At 65.4% G+C, this 16,267-nt stretch carries 14 protein-coding genes; 12 read left to right on the top strand and 2 right to left on the bottom strand.

Features of this window, described 5'->3' with window-relative positions; genetic code table 11:
• The first annotated feature begins 121 nt into the window (after positions 1-121).
• The 3 genes from GVM20_RS13410 to GVM20_RS13400 all read left to right on the top strand — a co-directional run bounded on the left by GVM20_RS13410 (position 122) and on the right by GVM20_RS13400 (position 2,879).
• The gene (locus GVM20_RS13410) at positions 122-862 is read left to right on the top strand and encodes an SDR family NAD(P)-dependent oxidoreductase (RefSeq protein ID WP_166547699.1); all 741 of its coding nucleotides are present in this window, start codon (positions 122-124) and stop codon (positions 860-862) included.
• A 225-nt stretch (positions 863-1,087) separates the two neighbouring features.
• On the top strand, positions 1,088-2,113 hold the full coding sequence (locus GVM20_RS13405; protein WP_166547688.1) for an aldo/keto reductase: 1,026 nt from the start codon (positions 1,088-1,090) through the stop codon (positions 2,111-2,113).
• Between the two features lie 91 nt (positions 2,114-2,204).
• Positions 2,205-2,879, top strand: a complete 675-nt coding sequence (locus GVM20_RS13400) for a response regulator transcription factor (RefSeq protein ID WP_166547687.1) — start codon at positions 2,205-2,207, stop codon at positions 2,877-2,879.
• A 79-nt stretch (positions 2,880-2,958) separates the two neighbouring features.
• Here GVM20_RS13400 and GVM20_RS13395 read toward each other — a convergent pair whose 3' ends face one another.
• Entirely contained in the window at positions 2,959-5,679 is a 2,721-nt protein-coding gene (locus GVM20_RS13395) for a TonB-dependent receptor domain-containing protein (RefSeq protein WP_166547686.1), read from the bottom strand.
• A gap of 98 nt (positions 5,680-5,777) precedes the next feature.
• Positions 5,778-7,343 carry a beta-helix domain-containing protein gene (locus GVM20_RS13390; protein ID WP_166547685.1) on the bottom strand — a complete coding sequence of 522 codons (1,566 nt, stop codon included), beginning with the start codon at positions 7,341-7,343 and terminating at the stop codon, positions 5,778-5,780.
• Between the two features lie 320 nt (positions 7,344-7,663).
• Between GVM20_RS13390 and GVM20_RS13385 the strand changes: the two genes are divergently transcribed.
• The 9 genes from GVM20_RS13385 to virB11 all read left to right on the top strand — a co-directional run bounded on the left by GVM20_RS13385 (position 7,664) and on the right by virB11 (position 16,209).
• Complete coding sequence (locus tag GVM20_RS13385; RefSeq protein WP_166547684.1) at positions 7,664-8,062, top strand: tetratricopeptide repeat protein; 399 nt, start codon at positions 7,664-7,666, stop codon at positions 8,060-8,062.
• A 168-nt stretch (positions 8,063-8,230) separates the two neighbouring features.
• Positions 8,231-8,896, top strand: coding sequence for a lytic transglycosylase domain-containing protein (locus GVM20_RS13380; protein WP_166547683.1), 666 nt, complete (start codon positions 8,231-8,233; stop codon positions 8,894-8,896).
• A 38-nt stretch (positions 8,897-8,934) separates the two neighbouring features.
• On the top strand, positions 8,935-9,246 hold the full coding sequence (locus GVM20_RS13375; protein WP_166547682.1) for a TrbC/VirB2 family type IV secretion system protein: 312 nt from the start codon (positions 8,935-8,937) through the stop codon (positions 9,244-9,246).
• 6 nt (positions 9,247-9,252) lie between these two features.
• A complete protein-coding gene (locus GVM20_RS13370; protein WP_166547681.1) occupies positions 9,253-9,537 on the top strand; it encodes a VirB3 family type IV secretion system protein in 285 nt (94 codons plus the stop codon).
• Positions 9,538-9,549: 12 nt separating this feature from the next.
• Positions 9,550-11,994, top strand: coding sequence for a VirB4 family type IV secretion/conjugal transfer ATPase (locus GVM20_RS13365; protein ID WP_166547680.1), 2,445 nt, complete (start codon positions 9,550-9,552; stop codon positions 11,992-11,994).
• Positions 11,991-13,190 carry a TrbL/VirB6 family protein gene (locus tag GVM20_RS13360; protein WP_166547679.1) on the top strand — a complete coding sequence of 400 codons (1,200 nt, stop codon included), beginning with the start codon at positions 11,991-11,993 and terminating at the stop codon, positions 13,188-13,190. The genes GVM20_RS13365 and GVM20_RS13360 overlap by 4 nt, the downstream gene beginning before the upstream one ends.
• Positions 13,187-13,993, top strand: a complete 807-nt coding sequence (locus tag GVM20_RS13355) for a TrbG/VirB9 family P-type conjugative transfer protein (RefSeq protein ID WP_166547678.1) — start codon at positions 13,187-13,189, stop codon at positions 13,991-13,993. The genes GVM20_RS13360 and GVM20_RS13355 overlap by 4 nt, the downstream gene beginning before the upstream one ends.
• 40 nt (positions 13,994-14,033) lie before the next feature.
• The gene (locus GVM20_RS13350; protein WP_234032015.1) at positions 14,034-15,179 is read left to right on the top strand and encodes a TrbI/VirB10 family protein; all 1,146 of its coding nucleotides are present in this window, start codon (positions 14,034-14,036) and stop codon (positions 15,177-15,179) included.
• A gap of 4 nt (positions 15,180-15,183) precedes the next feature.
• Complete coding sequence (gene virB11, locus GVM20_RS13345; RefSeq protein WP_166547677.1) at positions 15,184-16,209, top strand: P-type DNA transfer ATPase VirB11; 1,026 nt, start codon at positions 15,184-15,186, stop codon at positions 16,207-16,209.
• Positions 16,210-16,267: the final 58 nt, after the last annotated feature.

The following is a 16,267-nucleotide window of genomic DNA, read 5'->3' as shown; positions in this document are numbered from 1 at the left end:
CGGTGAAGTCGAGGGGGTCGGTCATCATTTTCGCTCCGCCGGTACGGTTAAGCCACTCGTAGCCCCTCCCCTGAAGGGGAGGGGCTACGAGTGGCTTAACCGTACCGGCGGAGCGAAAATGATGACCGACCCCCTCGACTTCACCGGCAAGCGCGTCCTCGTCATCGGCGGGTCGAGCGGGATCGGGAATGGCATCGCCCACGGCTTCCGCCAGCGGGGCGCGAGCGTTGTTGTCACCGGCACCCGGCCCGATTTCGGCGACTACCTCGAAGCCGAGGATGCCGATTTCACCGGACTCGATTACCGCCAGCTCGATCTGATGGATCGCCACGCCGCCGACCGGCTGGCGGCTGATCTCGTCCCGGTCGATGTGCTGGTGCTTTCGCAGGGCACCGTCCGCTACGGGCGGCAGGAGTTCACTCGCGAGGGCTGGGATGCGGTGGTCGACATCAACCTCAACTCGGTGATGGACGCCGCCCGCGCCTTCCACCCTGCGCTGGCCGAGGCGAAGGGGAAGATCATCATCGTCTCCAGCGTCGCCGCCTTCAAATCGACAATCGGCACGCCCGCCTATGCGGCGTCCAAGGCGGGCGCGGCGAGCCTCACCAAGACGTTGGGCGAGGCCTGGGCGCGCGATGGCATCCGGGTCAACGGCATCGCCCCCGGGCTGGTGCCAACCAAGCTCACCTCCGTCACCACCGATCACCCCGAACGCCTCGAAGCCAGCCTCAAGTCCATCCCCCTGCGCCGCATGGGCACGCCCGAGGACATGGCCGGCGCCGCGCTGTTCCTCGCCTCGCCGCTCAGCGCTTACATCACCGGGCAAACGCTGGTGGTGGATGGGGGGCTGACGCTCAGCTGAAGAGCACAAGCCCGCGCGCGGTGCTTTCCTACATTGGCCGGAGCGGCCAGAATGGCGACCGGGCGATCTGATGGCGAGAGGCTATTTCTCTGCGAATTATTTTATCCGTCACTTTAGAGAAACTGCCGGATTATCATTATTTATCATTATTTTGATGGCGATAAGTCTGGGTGACACGGTGTAACCCTTGTAACCTTTCCAACTCTCAGAAAAGGAATTCCACCGATGCAATTCACCCGCCTCGGCGCTTCCGGCCTCACCGTTTCGCGCCTGTGCCTCGGCTGCATGTCCTATGGCGACACCTCCAAGGGCTGGCACGGCGACTGGCTGCTGGGCGAGGATGCCGCGCGGCCGTTCTTCCGTGAGGCGCTTGGGGCGGGGATCAACTTCTTCGACACGGCCAACATCTATTCCGGCGGCACCTCGGAGGAGATCACGGGCAAGCTCCTCAGGGAAATGGCGCGGCGTGACGAGATCGTTGTCGCCACCAAAGCCTTCGGCGTGTGGCGCAATGCCCCCAATTGCGGCGGGCTGTCGCGCAAGGCGCTGTTTGCGGCGATCGACGATTCGCTGACGCGGCTCGGCATGGATCACGTCGACCTGTTCCAGATCCACCGTTGGGACGATGTGACGCCCATCGAAGAAACGATGGAGGCGCTGCACGACATCGTGAAGGCGGGCAAGGCGCGCTATATCGGCGCGTCGTCGATGTATGCGTGGCAGTTCGCCAAGGCGCAGGAGGTCGCGCGGACGAACGGCTGGACGCGGTTCATATCGATGCAGAACCAGCTTAACCTCCTCTACCGCGAAGAGGAGCGCGAGATGCTGCCGCTCTGCGCGGATCAGGGTGTCGGCGTGATCCCGTGGAGCCCGCTCGCGCGCGGGCGGCTGACCCGGCCCTTCGGCGAGACCACGGTGCGCAGCGAGACCGACGTCGTCGGCAAGGCGCTCTACAAAGCGGAGGACGCGGCGGACCGCGCGGTGATCGACGCGCTCGCCGATCTCGCCGCTCGGCGCGGCGTACCGATGGCGAGCCTGGGCTTGGCGTGGCATTTCACCAAGCCGCAAGTCGCCGCCCCGATCATCGGCGCGACCAAGCCGCAGCATATCGCCGACGCCGTGGCCGCGCTCGATATCGTGCTGACGGGCGAGGAAATCGCCGCACTTGAAGCGCCCTACCGCCCCAAGTTCCCGACCGGCATGGGCATGCCGATGCCCGCAATGGACAAGGTTTCTGTGCTCGGCGGGTGATTGCGTGCCGATTGTTACATACAACTGAAATCCAGTCACAAACGCGTCACACACCTGCGCCACTCCCGCATCAAACCGGGGCTGGCAGAATATGGATGTCGTCAATATCTTCCTGACAGGCGAACTGGGCGAAAGCCTGGAGGATTTCGTCCATGATCAGCGGCGTTTCACCTTCGACCGGCTCGGCCCGGAAGGCCCGCGGCGGCTGGTCGAGGGCCCGATGTGGGCTTTTGTCGACTGGGTCATGCCCGAACTGGCCGGGCTTGAGCTGTGCCGCCGACTGCGCGCCGATGCGCGTACCGCGGATGCGCATGTGACGATGGTGCTGGAAGAAGACGATGCCGAGGATCGCCGCCGCGCGCTGCGGGCCGGAGCGGATGATTACGTGATCGGGCCGCTGACGCGCACCGCCGTGCTCGACCGGGTGCTGGCGCTGCAATCGCGCGGGGCCGAGCGCAATGCGACCCGGCGGTTCGAACTCGGCGCGCTGACGATCGACATGGCGGCGCTTCAGGCGCGCTGGGACGAGACACCGATCGTGCTGCGTCCCAATGAATTCCGCCTGCTGCGTTTCCTCGCCGAAAACCCCAACCGGGTGCTGACCCGCGAGGATCTGATCAGCGGCCTCGGCAAGCGCGAACCGCCGATTGACGAGCGGACGGTGGATGTGTGGATCGGCCGGCTGCGGCGTGCGATCAAATCAGCCGGCGGCGGCAACCCGCTGCGCACGGTGCGGTCGCTGGGGTATGTCTTCGATCTGGGGTGATTGACTGGATTAGAGCCCGTCGCCCCGTATCAAGCGCGAGGCGACGGGCGTGGTAGAGGCCGAAGCATCTACCAGATCATCAAAACTCCGCCTTCAGCCCAATCGCGAAGCTGGTGCCGACATCGAAGGTGTTCAGCTCGGCGCGGTTGCCGTTCACTTCCTGGAACTCGAAATTGTCGCGCCCGAAGATGTTGCGCGCCTCCAGCGACAATTCGAGCGGCAGGCCGCCCAGCTTGATCGCCGACCGCGCGACCAGATCGACCGTCAGGCCGGGGTCTTCCACCACATCAGGCAGCGCCCCGCCGCGCAGGGTCACACGCTCGCTCGCATAGTTGAACAGCACGGTAAACTGCTGGACCTTGTCGAGATCCTCGATGCCGAGCGACAGGTTGGCGACGTGGTCGGACTGGCCGACCAGCGGTGAGCCATCGTCGAACAGCTGGCTCGCCAACTGGCCGGTCGCGCCGGGGATCGGGGCCAGATCAGTTGCACCCACCGAAATGCTCGATTGGGTGTAGGTGTAATTGGCGATGATCAGGAACTGCTTGGTCTCGAAGAACCCGCCCCAATCGGCCAGATCAATCCCGTAGGACGCATCAAGCTCGGCCCCGTAAAGCTCGGCTGAGGGCGCGTTGGCATAGCTCGTCTCGATGATGCCGGGCGCGGTGATCAGGAAGTTTTCGATCGGGTTGTCGATCTTCTTGTAGAACCCGGCGAGGCTCACCTTCTTCGGGCCGCCCATGTAATATTCGGCGCGCGCTTCGACGTTGATCAACTCGCTGTCCTGAAGGAACGGGTTCCCGCGGAAACGGCGGTTGCTCTCGGGATCGAAATAGGTCTGTTCGACCAGCTCGCGGAACTGCGGGCGGGCGATGGTCTGTGAGGCCGAGAGCCGCAACTGGAGATCGTCGATCGCTTCCCAGGTGATTGTGGCAGACGGCAGGAAGTAGTCGTTGGCGATCCGCGTCGGGTTGGCGAGATTACCGCCGCCGAAGGTGAGATCGGGTGCGGCCACTTGCAGCCCGTCCTCATAGCGAAGGCCCGCCTCGATATTCAGACGATCGGTCGGGCGGAAGCGGGCCAGCCCGTAGCCTGCGTGCACTGTCAGCGCCGCATCGAACACCGGGAAGGGGGTCGGATCGGACACGGTGACGTTGAAGAACGGGGTGCCATCGGGAAATTCGGCCAGCACCGCACCGTTGATGATGTCACCCGGGCGGCGCAGGCCCAGCGCCCGCAGCGCGGTGTTGAGCTCCGCCGAGGAGCCGAGCAGCGGGCGAATGATGAAGGACAGCGAACGGCGGGTTGTGTCCGAATAGGCATAGCCCGCAGTCAGCGACAGGGTGTCGGAGACCTCGAAGGTCACGTCCGCACCGCCGAACCACAGTTCTTCGGTCAGGTCTTCGAAACCGACCTGAATCCGCTCGGTCCCGCCTACCTGTGCGCCGACATCGACCACGTACTTGTCGCCGAACGGATCGCCGGGGATGTTGGTGCGGATGTAGGGGACAATGGCGTTGTACGGCGCTTCACGATCGGTGCGGGCATAGCCGCCGCGCAGATCGAGCTCGAAGGCGTCGAAGTTGAATTCTGCGACGATCTGCGAATCCATCAGCTGACGTTCGAACCAGCCGGTCTGCTGGGTCTGGAAATCGAACGGGCGGGCAACGTCAGTGAAACTGTCAGTGCCGGTCGCCAGCCGCGCGGTCTTGAGGGTGTCGCGGATGTAGAGGTTGGTCCAGCGGATGGTGTGCTCGCCAATGTCGAGCCCGATGCCGATGAGGCCGTTCACCAGCACCTTGTTGTCGGTGATGAAGTTGCGCGAATCGAACAGGATCTGGCCCGCTTCGGCATCGCCGAACTGCTGGCTGGTGACATTGCGATTGCGCCAGGTGTTGGTGATCCCGGCGGTCGCGATCAGGCCGAGGTAATTGCCATCACCCACCTCGAACGAAGCGCCGCCGGTGATGTTGGCGCTGAAGTTCATCGGCAGCGCGTCATTCTTCTGCAAGGTGACGAGGTTCAGGGGCATGATCTGCCCGGCGAGCTGGCGCTGCACGTCGATCGGCGCATCATTGATGCGGGTGCCGCTGGCGATCAGGCCTTGCAGCGCGGTCGGAAAGTCGCGGTTGCCATTGTCGAAACCGAAGGTGTCCCAGCGGCTGCCGAAATAGGTCAACCCGTTCTGGAAGGTCGTCTCGGTGTCACCGCTGCCGGTGAAGCCGATGGTGAGGAAGTCCTCGGTCGGGATCGCTTTGGTGGTGAGGTTGATCACGCCGCCGCCGAATTCGCCCGGGAAGTTGGCCGAATAGGTCTTCTGCACGAGGCTTGAGGCGATCACGCTGGTGGGGAAGATGTCGAGCGGGACGACGCGGCTCAGCGGCTCGGGGCTGGGGAGCGGCAGGCCGTTCAGCAGCGCGAGCGAGTAGCGATCACCCAGACCGCGCACGAAGACGCGGCCATTGCCGACCAGCGACAACCCGCTAACCCGCGCCAGCGCGCCGGCGATATCACCTTCGCCGGTGCGGGCGATGTCGGCTTCGCTCAGCACGCTGAGCACCTGACCTGAGTTACGCGCCGGATCGCGGTTGCGCCGTCCGGTGACGATGATCCCGCCGCCGGGAACCGAGATATCGGTCTCTTGCAAATCCTCGGCCGGAGGCTCGCCCTCCGCCGCTTCGGTGAGCGGGTCCTGCGCCGCTTCCTCTTCCTGCGGCACATCCTGCGCGTGCAGAACGGACGGCAAGGTGAGCGACGTGGTGAGAAGCAGCAGCCCTGCCAGGCGCGTGCCGGTCGACATAGGTGAGGACCCCCTCATGAAATGGTCAGTCTGTATGTGAAAATGGGGGAGGCGCGGCGATGAAGCTGCGTCTCCCCCGAACGTGTCATTTTCGCCGCTTAGGCCGGGTAGACCGGCAGCGAAGTGCAGGCGCCGGTCGCGCTTCCGAAGTTCTGGATCGACGAGTTGCAGGTCCAGTTGCCGAAGATGGTGGTCAGCGCCGCTGCGTTCTGGATCGCGCCCACGAAGGTGCGGGTCGGGAAGAAGGTCGAACGCGTGTTGGCGTTAAAGGCCGTCCGCCCGGTTTCGCCGGTGCCATTGACCACGCCATTGGTGAGCGTGATCGCGAAGGCGAGGTTGTTGTTGGTACCGCCGTTGATGCGCGCCGCCGCTTCAGCGTTGGTCACGCCCGCGCCGCCGCGGATCGGATCGGTCGCCGGGCAATCGCCGACCACCGAATCGACGCCGATGATCGCTGCGAGCGTGGTGGGCTCGTCGATCTGGAAGCAGTGGTTGGTGCCGGCATTGATCACGCCGTTGGTGAGGCCGATCGCAGCGCCGCCACGGGCCTGGACAACCTGCGGCGCACCGTCACGCATCACGAAGGTGAAGTTGTTCACCTGGAAGCGGGTCTGCGGGATCGCATTCGACGGCGTCCGGTCAGCGACGTTGGGCGAGTCGAGTTCGATTGCGCGGTCGCCGGTGGTCGAACGCTGCACCGCGATCACGGTGTCGAGGTTGACGATTGCGCCGGTGTCGACATCGAGCGAATCGTCCGACGCGCCGATGATCGCAAAGTTGCGAGCGTTGAACCCGCCGCCGAAGAACTCGACGCCGTCATCCGAGCTGTTGAACGAGACGAGGTTCTCGATCACCGTACCCGAACCCGCGCCGCCGGTGGTCAGCGACTGAAGCTCGTTGTTCGGCGCCAGCTCGAAGCCCGAGAAGCGGATCTGGTTGAAGCGGAACGAGCCCGAGCTGTCGGCTGCGTTGGCGCCGCCAAACGGGGTGGCGACCGCAGCGCCTTCCAACCGGCCTTCGCAGGTGGGGTTGGCAGTCGGGTTGGCAGTGGTGTTGAACACGCCGGTCGAGCAATCCGAAATCGGTGCACGGCCGAGCAGCACCACGCCGCCCCACTGCTGCTGGCTGTTGTCGCTGGCGACGCCCTGAATGTTGTCGCGGCTGGTCCAGACGATTGGGCGGTCCGCGGTCCCGTTCGACTGGATCGCGTTGCCACGGTTCACCACCAGGTACGAATCCTGCTGCGCGAACAGGATCACACCGGGTTCAATGGTGAGGGTGACGGTGGTGCCGGTGCTCGAAAAGCCGCGATCCGCGCCCACTTCGACACGGCCGTTGATCTGGTACACCAGGCCGCGGATGTAGGGCAGGGTGTCGGTCGAGGTGAAGCGCGCGGGCAGCTGGCAGACGCGGTAGGTGCCGGTCGGGCCGCTGATGGTGCTGGCATCGACCAACCCGCCTGCAGTCGCGATGGTCGGGCAGCCAGCCGCCGGGGTGACCAGCGACTGAGTCGGGGTCGGCGTGGGCGTCGGAGTGGGCGTCGGGGCCGGATTGTTGATGATGACATCGCCGCTGGTGCCCGGCGAGACGATTTCATCCGCGCCGCAGCCAGCCAGAGCGACCAGACTGCAACCCATGATCAGAGTGCGTTGAAAGTTTTTCACAGCGAGCGGTCCCCTCTTGAGCCGAGAATCGAGTTAGGCGCGAAGTTTGTTGCGCTGGGGGCTCGCTAGGGGGCGGTCATGACAGAATTCTTGCATCATGACAGGCGTGTGTCAGTTGAGCGATTATGACCGAAGAAAGACAAATGCGACAAAGCCGCGCGAAAAGCTGCGACATGCCGCACGCTAGACCGTAACAGAAAAAATGCGCAAAATCAGAGCGATGTCGGCTTAAATTACAAATAAATTACAATGTTTCAGTTTTGTTGCATCGGCACTGCAAGTGAGTCATCTTCTGCATCGTTCACACAGGAGCCATGCCGATGTCCGTTACCGCTTTCGCACTCGCGCTGATCGCTGCGACCCCGCTGGCAGGGGCCCCTGCCGCTCACCTCAAGGACCCCGAACTGGCGGTGCAGCCGCTCGCCGCCGGCCGTGCCGAACAGGCGCTGGCGACGCTTCAGAAGGCGAGCGCGGCCGATCCGCATGACGCCGCCGTGCTGATCAATCTCGGCATCGCCTATGCGCAGGCGGGTGACGAGGTGAAAGCGCGAGACGCGTTCGAAGCGGCGCTGGCCTGTCACGAAGTGATTGAGCTCGACACCGCCGATGGCACCGCCACCGATTCGCGCCGTCTGGCCCGCAAGGCGATCAAGATGCTTGAGCGCGGCGAGTTCCGCGCGCCCGCGATGCGCGGCGAACAGCTGACCCTTCGCGACTGATTGCACCGCGGCCCTCGGGTCGCACTGAGGCCGCAAACGGGCGGGCTGCGGGGGAGCAGCTCGCCCGTTTTGCTGTCCGCTCCCGAGGCTGGCTGCCGGGCTTTCGCAAGACTGTCACCTGCGTGTCATTTAGGATAGACAAAGGGAGACATTCTGGAGGGCCGAGACATGATTCTCGCCGCGGCTTGCCGCGTCATGATTGGTACTGTTGCACTCGGGCTTGCATCCCAGGCCCAGGCAGATGTGCTCGAACTGGGTGCTGACGGCGCGCGCTGGGTGGCAGGGCCGCTTGCGGGCCAGTCTCTCGTCACACCTGCTGCGGTCGATCCCGAGACCGGATTGTCCATGCCGCTCACCGCGGCAGAGCTCGACTTTGCCGAGGCCCCTTCGATCCCCGAACACGCCATTGCCGATCCTGCGCGCCATGCCGCCGGGATTCCGCTGCGCTATCACGCCAAAATCCTCGAACTCGCCGCCCGGTTCGACCTGTCACCCAGCCTGCTCGAAGCGCTGGTATGGCAGGAGAGCCGCTGGAACGAGAATGCGGTCTCGCCCGTCGGCGCACAGGGGCTTGCCCAGCTGATGCCGGGCACGGCGCGCTATCTCGGGGTGAACCCGCGTGATCCTTTCGCCAATCTCGAGGGCGGGGCGCGGTATCTGCGCGAACAGCTCGACCGGTTTGACGGCGATCTGGAAAAGGCGCTGGCCGCTTACAATGCCGGGCCGGGACGGGTCGAACGGGCCGGGGGCATCCCCAATATCCGTGAGACAAAGCAATATGTTGCCGCCATCATGGGGCGGCTCGCCAACCATTCGCGCATCGTCGGCCAGTGACCGGCGGCGTTCAAACCACATGAAAGAATGACCGAGAAATGATGTCGTTGTTCCGCCTTCCTGCCCGTCTTGTTGCTGCTCTCGCGCTGGCGCTCACGCCGAGCGTCGCCTTTGCGCAAACTGCCGACCCGGCCGGCTCCGGCCCGATCAACAATGCGCTGCTGTGGTTGCAGGGCACCTTGCTCGGCACGGTGGCGACCACGATTGCGGTGATGGCGGTGGCGGCGATCGGCTTCATGATGCTGACCGGCCGGATGAACTGGCGTTTCGGCGCGACCGTGATCATCGGCGTGTTCATCCTGTTCGGCGCGACCACCATCGTCGCCGGTATCCAGTCGGCCGCGGGGTAAGCGTCCGTGAGCGAGCTCATCCGCAACCCGGTGCACCGCGCGCTTACCCGCCCGCAGATGTTTGCAGGCGTGACGATGAACTTTTTCATCATCAACCTGATGGTCACGACGATCGCTTTCCTGATCCTCAAAAGCTGGTGGATCCTGCCGGTGCCGATGGTGATGCACGGGATCGGTTATTTCGCTTCGCTGCGCGAACCGCGCGTTTTCGACCTGTGGATCACCAAGGTTTCGAAATGCCCCCGCGTGCCCAATTTCAAGCGCTGGGGATGCAATTCCTATGCGCCTTAAGGACGCCATCTCATGGTGAAGTGGATCGGAGCCGCCGCGTGGAGCGCCAAGGAAGCCCGTGTCGGCGACCGCCTGCCCTATGCGCGTCTCGTGGACGAGAACACCGTGCTGCTGCGCGATGGCTCGGTGATGAGCGCGATTCAGGTGCCGGGCCTGCTGTTCGAGACCGAGGATTCGGACGCGCTGAATGCTCACGCCGCCACGCGTGAGGTGATGCTGCGCAGCACGCTCGATGCGCGGTTCGTGATGTATCACCACGTCATCCGCCGCCAGGTGGAAGTGGAGCTTGAGGCTGAATTCCCCGATGCTCTGTCGCGCCATATCGACGCGCGCTGGAAGCAGCGGCTGGCGGGTGGATCGCTGTTTATCAATGACCAGTTCGTCACGCTGATCCGCCGTCCCGCGCGCGGTAAGACGGGCTTGCCCGAGCGGGTTTCCAAGTTCTTCTCCCGCCAGGGTCAGGACGAGCCTGAAGCCGATCCCAAGGACGTTCGCAGCCTCAAGGCCGCGATCACGGGCCTTGTCGCCAGCTTGCAGAATTACGGCGCGGTGGTGCTGGGCGATTACCAATCGCCCAGCAGCAGCGATGGCGGAACCAATTCGGAAATGCTGGAGCTGCTTAGCGCGCTCTACAACGGCGAAATGCGCCCGGTGCGCCGCCCTTCGCCGGAAACCGACATCGGCCACATGCTGCCCTATCGCCGTGCCAGCTTCGGTCTCGACGCGATGGAGCTGCGCGGGTCAGCCGCGCCCGATTTCGCCGCGATCCTCGGGCTGAAGGACTACCCCGAGGCGACCTCGCCCGGCCTGCTCGACAACCTGCTGCGGCTGCCGTTCGAAATGGTGGTCACTGAAAGCTACGCCCCCAACGAGCGCACCACCGCCAAGGAACGCATCGACCTCGCCTTGCGCCGCTCACGCTCTGTCGACGAGGAAGCCGCGGCCGAACGGGCCGACATGCTCGCCGCGCGTGACGCGCTGGGCAATGGAGCGGTGGGCTTCGGGGACCATCATCTCACCGTGCTGGTGCGCGAGACGACGCTCCCGCGCCTCGATGACGCCATGGCGTCGTGTGCCGCTGCGCTGGCCGATACCGGCGCGATTGCGGTGCGCGAGGATACCAATCTCGAACCCGCTTTTTGGGCGCAATTCCCCGGCAACGAGGAATACATCGTCCGCCGCGCGCTGATCTCGTCCGCCAATATGGCGGGCTTCGGCAGCTTCCACGGCTTTGCCCTGGGGCAGGCCAGCGGCAACCACTGGGGCGACGCGGTCACGCTGCTGGAAACGACCAGCGCCACGCCGTTCTTCTTCAACTTCCACCATGGCGATCTGGGCAATTTCAGCGTCATCGGCCCGAGCGGTTCGGGCAAGACTGTGGTGATGAACTTCCTCGCGGCGCAGGCGCAGAAGTTCCGCCCTCGCACCATCCTGTTCGACAAAGATCGCGGGGCGGAGCTCTTCATTCGCGGCATCGGCGGGCGGTACAGCCGCATTGCGCCGGGCGATCCGACCGGGTTCAATCCGCTCTCGCTCCCCGACAGTCCTGCCAACCGCGCTTTCCTCCGCGATTGGCTCGCCGTGCTGCTCAAGGCTGAGGGCCCGGAGGAATTTTCGACCATCAGCGCCGCCGTCGACGCGACCTATGGCAATGATCCGAGCCTGCGCCGGTTGCGCCACTTCAAGGAACTGCTGGCCGGCGCCCGCCGCCCGCAACCGGGCGATCTGGCCGACCGGCTGGCGGCCTGGATCGGCTCGCCGAGCGGGGACGGCGGCGAGCACGCATGGCTGTTCGACAATGAACGCGACCGGCTCGACCTGAGCGAGCGCGCGCTCGGTTTCGACATGACCGCGCTGCTCGAAAACCCGCGCCTGCGCACGCCGACGATGATGTACCTGTTCCACCGCATCGATGAGCGGCTGGACGGGCAGCCGACCATGATCCTGATCGATGAAGGCTGGAAGGCGCTGGATGATGAGGTCTTCGCCGCGCGCATTCGCGACTGGCTCAAGACGCTGCGCAAGCGCAATGCACTGGTCGGGTTTGCGACGCAATCAGCGCGCGATGCGCTCGACAGCCGGATTTCGACCGCGCTGGTCGAACAGACCGCGACGATGGTGTTCATGCCCAACAGCCGCGCCCGGCCGGAGGATTATTGCGACGGCTTCGGCCTCACCAGCCACGAATTCGCGCTGATCCGCTCGCTGCCCGCGCACAGCCGGTGCTTCCTCGTGCGCCAGCCCGATGCGAGCGTGGTGGTGCGGCTCGACCTGTCGGGCGCGCCGGAAGTGCTGACGATCCTTTCGGGCCGTGAAAGCGCGGTGCGCCGCCTCGATCTGCTGCGCGAAGCGGTGGGCGATGCGCCTTCGGCATGGTTCCCGGCGCTCACTGGACGGGCGTGGCCCGATGGTGACGTCGATCAGGACGGTCAGCCGATGTGGCAGGCGGCCGAATGACGACCACCTGCGATCTTGCCGCCCAGTCGATGGGCACCGGCGTCTCCGCCGCGCTCAGCGCGGTCGATTGCATTGCCGCCACCGTCTCGGAACAGGCCTTCAACCGCCTGTTCGGGACCGAGGGGCAATTGGCCTTTGCCCTGACGCTGCTGCTGGGCCTGTATGTCGCCTTCTTCGGCATCTCGCTGATGCTGGGGCGATCAAACCTGTCGGTCCGTGCGCTGCTGCCACGGATGATGACACTCGGGCTGGTGCTGACCTTCGCGACCAGTTTCGTCGCCTTCTCGACCGTCTTCTACAACATCTTCATTGGCGGGCCGGACCAGATCGCGGGCATCCTCACCGGGACGCAAGGCGAGAGCGCCACGGCGGTGTTCGCGCAGAAGCTCGACGTGGTGTTCATGGCAATCCAGCGGGCGAGCGGGGATACCAAGGATATTTCCGCCTTCTCGCCGCCGGGCATGATGTGGATGGGCGCGATGCTGCTGCTGCTCGGCACGGTCGGGCTGCTGGTGACGGCGCGGATCGCGCTGGCACTGTTGCTGGCGGTGGGGCCGATCTTCGTGGTGCTGGCCTTATTCGAGGGCACGCGCGAATTGTTCACCGGCTGGCTCAAGGGACTGACGATGATGGCGCTCGCCCCGCTGTTTGCGGTGCTGGGCGGGTCGATCATGCTGGAAATGGCCGTGCCGGTGCTGGCCGCGCTGGTGGCCGTGCCGGGGCAGATCGACCAGCAGGCGGCGATGGCGTTCTTTGTGGTCGGCGCGGTGCACATGGCGCTGATGCTGCTGTCGCTCAAGGTCGCATCCAGCATGGTGGCGGGCTGGCAGGTGTTTGGTCTGGTGCCGGATAAGGAGCATAGCCGCAGCCATGACAGCGCGCGCTCCGTCGCCGTGCCGCAGCCGGTTGGCACAGCCCCGCGCAACATCAACGTCGCTCCGCCGAGCCCCGGCCTCGCCCCGCGCCGCGTGGATCTGGGCGCACTCCAGACCGTGACCGCCGCAAACGATGCGGGGCCTGCGGGCACCGTGGCGCGCGAGACCCGTGTCTATGCGACGGGCGGCGGGGGCGGGCAGGTGGTGCCGCTCAATCCCGCAACGTCGCGCACCCGCGGCATCGGCAATCGCTTCCGTTCGGCATCGTCCGCCAAGCCTGTGCCCGCGCCGAAAGCCCCCCCTCCGGAGACCTATCAATGACCCGCGCCGTGCTCCTCGCGAGCCTCGCTCTCTGCCTTGCCGCGCCTGTCGCAGCGCAGGACAATCGCTTGCAAACACGCGTCTTTGACGAGAACGCCGTGGTGCGGATCGATGGCAAGGTGAAGGTCCAGACCACCATCAAGTTCGGGCCCGACGAAGTGATCGAGAATGTCGCGATCGGTGATTCCGCCGCGTGGCAGGTGCAGCCGAACAAGGCGCAGTCGATCCTGTTTGTGAAGCCGCTGGAACCCGACGCGCGGACCAATATGACCGTGGTGACGGACAAGCGCACCTACCTGTTCGATCTCGTCGCGTCTCCCCGAAATTCAGCGCTTTACGTGCTGCAATTCCGCTATCCCGAGCTGGAGAGGGCGGCCGAGGAAGCGCGTCTCGCCGCCATTGCCGAAGCCGAGGCGCAGGCCGTTCGTGCGCTGGAGGCTCCGGCGGAGGTGGCCGCAGCGGCAGACCCCTATTCGGTGAGCGATCCGGCCAATCTCAATTTCGCCTGGGCCAGTGCGGGTGCGCGCGATCTGCTGCCGTCACGCGCCTATGACAATGGCAATGCGGTGTTTCTGACCTGGCCGCAGGGGGTTGCGATTCCGGCGATCCTCGTGACCAATGCGGCGGGCGAGGAAGGGCCGGTCAATTACACCGTACGCGGCGATACGCTCGTGGTGGACGGAGTGCCGCCGCAGATCATCCTGCGCTCCGGCCGCGACACTGCGACGCTCACCAACACCGGCCCGATGGCGCCTTCGGCCCGCCAGGCGGAGCTGACCGCGCCGCGCAAGAAGGGGTCGTGAACATGTCCATTGCTACCGAATCCGCCAAGGAGAGCATCTGATGCGTCTGGCCATGCGTTTGCCGCCCAAGAAGGGCGAGACCACAACCGGAGAGAGCGGCGATCCGCGCGAGCGGGAATCGGCCGAGATCATCGATCTCGCCAGCCGCGCCGCCTTTCCCGCCGTCACTGACCGCAAGGCCAAGGGTGACGGGTTCCAGATGGCGGCCGGGGTCGCGGTCGTCGGCCTGCTGGGCGCTGTCACCTTCTGGGCAATGAATTCGGCGCGCACACCTGACCCGCAGGGGATCGGCAACCCCGCCGTTGCTCCGCCGCCGCCTGCCGCGCCTGCTGCGGTGCCGCCGGTGGGGAATCCCGCGCAGCAGCCCGGTGCCGTGCCCATGGCACCGCAAGGCGATCCTGCGCCGATGCCAGTGCTCGCCAACAATCCCTCGGTCATGCCCGGCATGGCGGTCAATCCCTATGCGACCCCGCAGCTGGTGTTCGATGCGAGCCGTGCCGCGGGAAGCGCGCGCCTTGCCGAAGCGCCGCCGGGCGTTCCGGCGGCTGGCACGGCAGGCAACGTGGCCGGAATTGGCGGAGCCGCCGCTTTCGCAGGCCAGATCGGCGGCGTCGGCGGCGGGCCCGCACAGGCGCGGGCGATGACCAATCCTTCGACCACGGTGACAGAAGGGACGTTGATCCCCGCCGTGCTCGAAACCGCGATCAACACCGACGTGCCGGGTTATGTCCGCGCTGTGGTGAGCCAGGATATCCGCAGCTTCGATGGCAAGCGCGTGCTTGTCCCGCGTTCGTCGCGCCTGATCGGTCAGTATCAGGCGGGCGTCGAACAGGGCCAGCGCCGCGCCTATGTGATCTGGACACGGCTGATCCGGCCTGACGGCGTCTCGGTCAATATTGCTTCCCCCGCGATCGGGTTTGACGGAACGACAGGGCTTGAAGGTGACGTCAACAGCCACTTCCTCAAGCGTTTCGGTTCGGGCCTGCTCCTGTCGGTGGTCGGCGGCCTCGGCGCGCTGGCAACTGGCGGCGTGGGCGGCGTGATCGTCGCGGGCGGCGCGCAAGGCGCGGCCAATTCGGCGGTGCAATCGCAGGGGCAGATCAGCCCGACGATCAGAGTGCGCGCCGGGGAGCCGATCAAGGTTTACACCGCACGCGATCTCGATTTCAGCATGGTCGGCAACTGACGGTATGAGCGCGGATATCCACCGGCTCGGCATGGGAGAGGGCGATAGCCTGGCCGAGGGGGCCGTTCCGCTGTCCGCCGAACGCAGCGTCTATCTCGACGCCTATCTCGCCCCGTTCCGCCGCTGGCTAGACCGGGATACCGTGACCGAAATCATGGTCAATCGCCCGGGCGAGGTGTGGATTGAGGATGCCGCCAGCCCCGGCATGCAGCGGATCGAGACGCCGGAGATTGACGACCGGCTGGTGCAGCGCCTCGCCGAACAGGTTGCGCGGGTTTCCCATCAGGGGATCAACCGCGAACACCCGCTGCTGGGCGCCACTTTGCCGGACGGTGCGCGTGTGCAGTTCTGCGGTCCGCCCGCCAGTCGCAAGCATTGGGTGATGGCGATCCGCCGCCACCGCCGGCTCGACCTGCCGCTCGACGCCTATGACACCGGGCCGCTCGCAGGCGAGATGCAGTTCGAGCTGCCCGATCCGCAAAGCCAGCCCATTGCCTTTCTGCGCGCCGCGATCCGGGCGCGGCGTACTATCCTGATTTCCGGCGGCACCAGCACCGGCAAGACCACCTTCCTCAACGCCATGCTCGGCGAAATCCCGGCGCAAGAGCGTGTGGTGCTGGTCGAAGATACGCCCGAATTGAAGTTCCCCGGCGAGAACGCGGTCGGCCTGGTTGCGGTCAAGGGCGAGCTGGGGGAGGCCAAGGTCACCGCCAACGAATTGCTGCAAGCCGCTCTGCGTCTCCGGCCCGACCGAATCGTGCTGGGCGAATTGCGCGGCGCCGAGAGCGTCAGCTTCCTGCGGGCGATCAACACCGGCCACCCGGGCAGCTTTTCGACCATCCACGCGAACTCCCTGCGCGGCGCGCTCGAACAGCTGTCGTTGATGGTGATGCAGACCGGCATCGGGCTCACCCGCAGCGACACCATCGCCTATGCCGCCAGCGTGATCGACGTGATCGTCCAGCTGGGCCGCGACGCGAACGGCAAGCGCGGCATCACCCAGATTGCCGAGAGCCGCGACCTGGTGTGAACCGCCCGTCAAATTGACATTGGTGTGACAAGCCCATCTTCCTGATTTACACCGCTGG

It is taken from the genome of Porphyrobacter sp. SLTP, assembly GCF_009905735.1.
Taxonomy (GTDB): Bacteria; Pseudomonadota; Alphaproteobacteria; order Sphingomonadales; family Sphingomonadaceae; genus Erythrobacter.
This window is presented reverse-complemented; position numbering and strand designations above follow the sequence as displayed.

Excerpts from the sequence above, each read along its gene's own strand:
- GVM20_RS13410 (WP_166547699.1), top strand. The coding sequence starts at position 122 with ATGACCGACCCCCTCGACTTCACCGGCAAGCGCGTCCTCGTCATCGGC.
- GVM20_RS13405 (WP_166547688.1), top strand. The coding sequence starts at position 1,088 with ATGCAATTCACCCGCCTCGGCGCTTCCGGCCTCACCGTTTCGCGCCTG.
- GVM20_RS13400 (WP_166547687.1), top strand. The coding sequence starts at position 2,205 with ATGGATGTCGTCAATATCTTCCTGACAGGCGAACTGGGCGAAAGCCTG.
- GVM20_RS13395 (WP_166547686.1), bottom strand. The coding sequence starts at position 5,679 with ATGTCGACCGGCACGCGCCTGGCAGGGCTGCTGCTTCTCACCACGTCG.
- GVM20_RS13385 (WP_166547684.1), top strand. The coding sequence starts at position 7,664 with ATGTCCGTTACCGCTTTCGCACTCGCGCTGATCGCTGCGACCCCGCTG.
- GVM20_RS13380 (WP_166547683.1), top strand. The coding sequence starts at position 8,231 with ATGATTCTCGCCGCGGCTTGCCGCGTCATGATTGGTACTGTTGCACTC.
- GVM20_RS13375 (WP_166547682.1), top strand. The coding sequence starts at position 8,935 with ATGATGTCGTTGTTCCGCCTTCCTGCCCGTCTTGTTGCTGCTCTCGCG.
- GVM20_RS13365 (WP_166547680.1), top strand. The coding sequence starts at position 9,550 with ATGGTGAAGTGGATCGGAGCCGCCGCGTGGAGCGCCAAGGAAGCCCGT.
- GVM20_RS13360 (WP_166547679.1), top strand. The coding sequence starts at position 11,991 with ATGACGACCACCTGCGATCTTGCCGCCCAGTCGATGGGCACCGGCGTC.
- GVM20_RS13355 (WP_166547678.1), top strand. The coding sequence starts at position 13,187 with ATGACCCGCGCCGTGCTCCTCGCGAGCCTCGCTCTCTGCCTTGCCGCG.
- GVM20_RS13350 (WP_234032015.1), top strand. The coding sequence starts at position 14,034 with ATGCGTCTGGCCATGCGTTTGCCGCCCAAGAAGGGCGAGACCACAACC.
- virB11 (WP_166547677.1), top strand. The coding sequence starts at position 15,184 with ATGAGCGCGGATATCCACCGGCTCGGCATGGGAGAGGGCGATAGCCTG.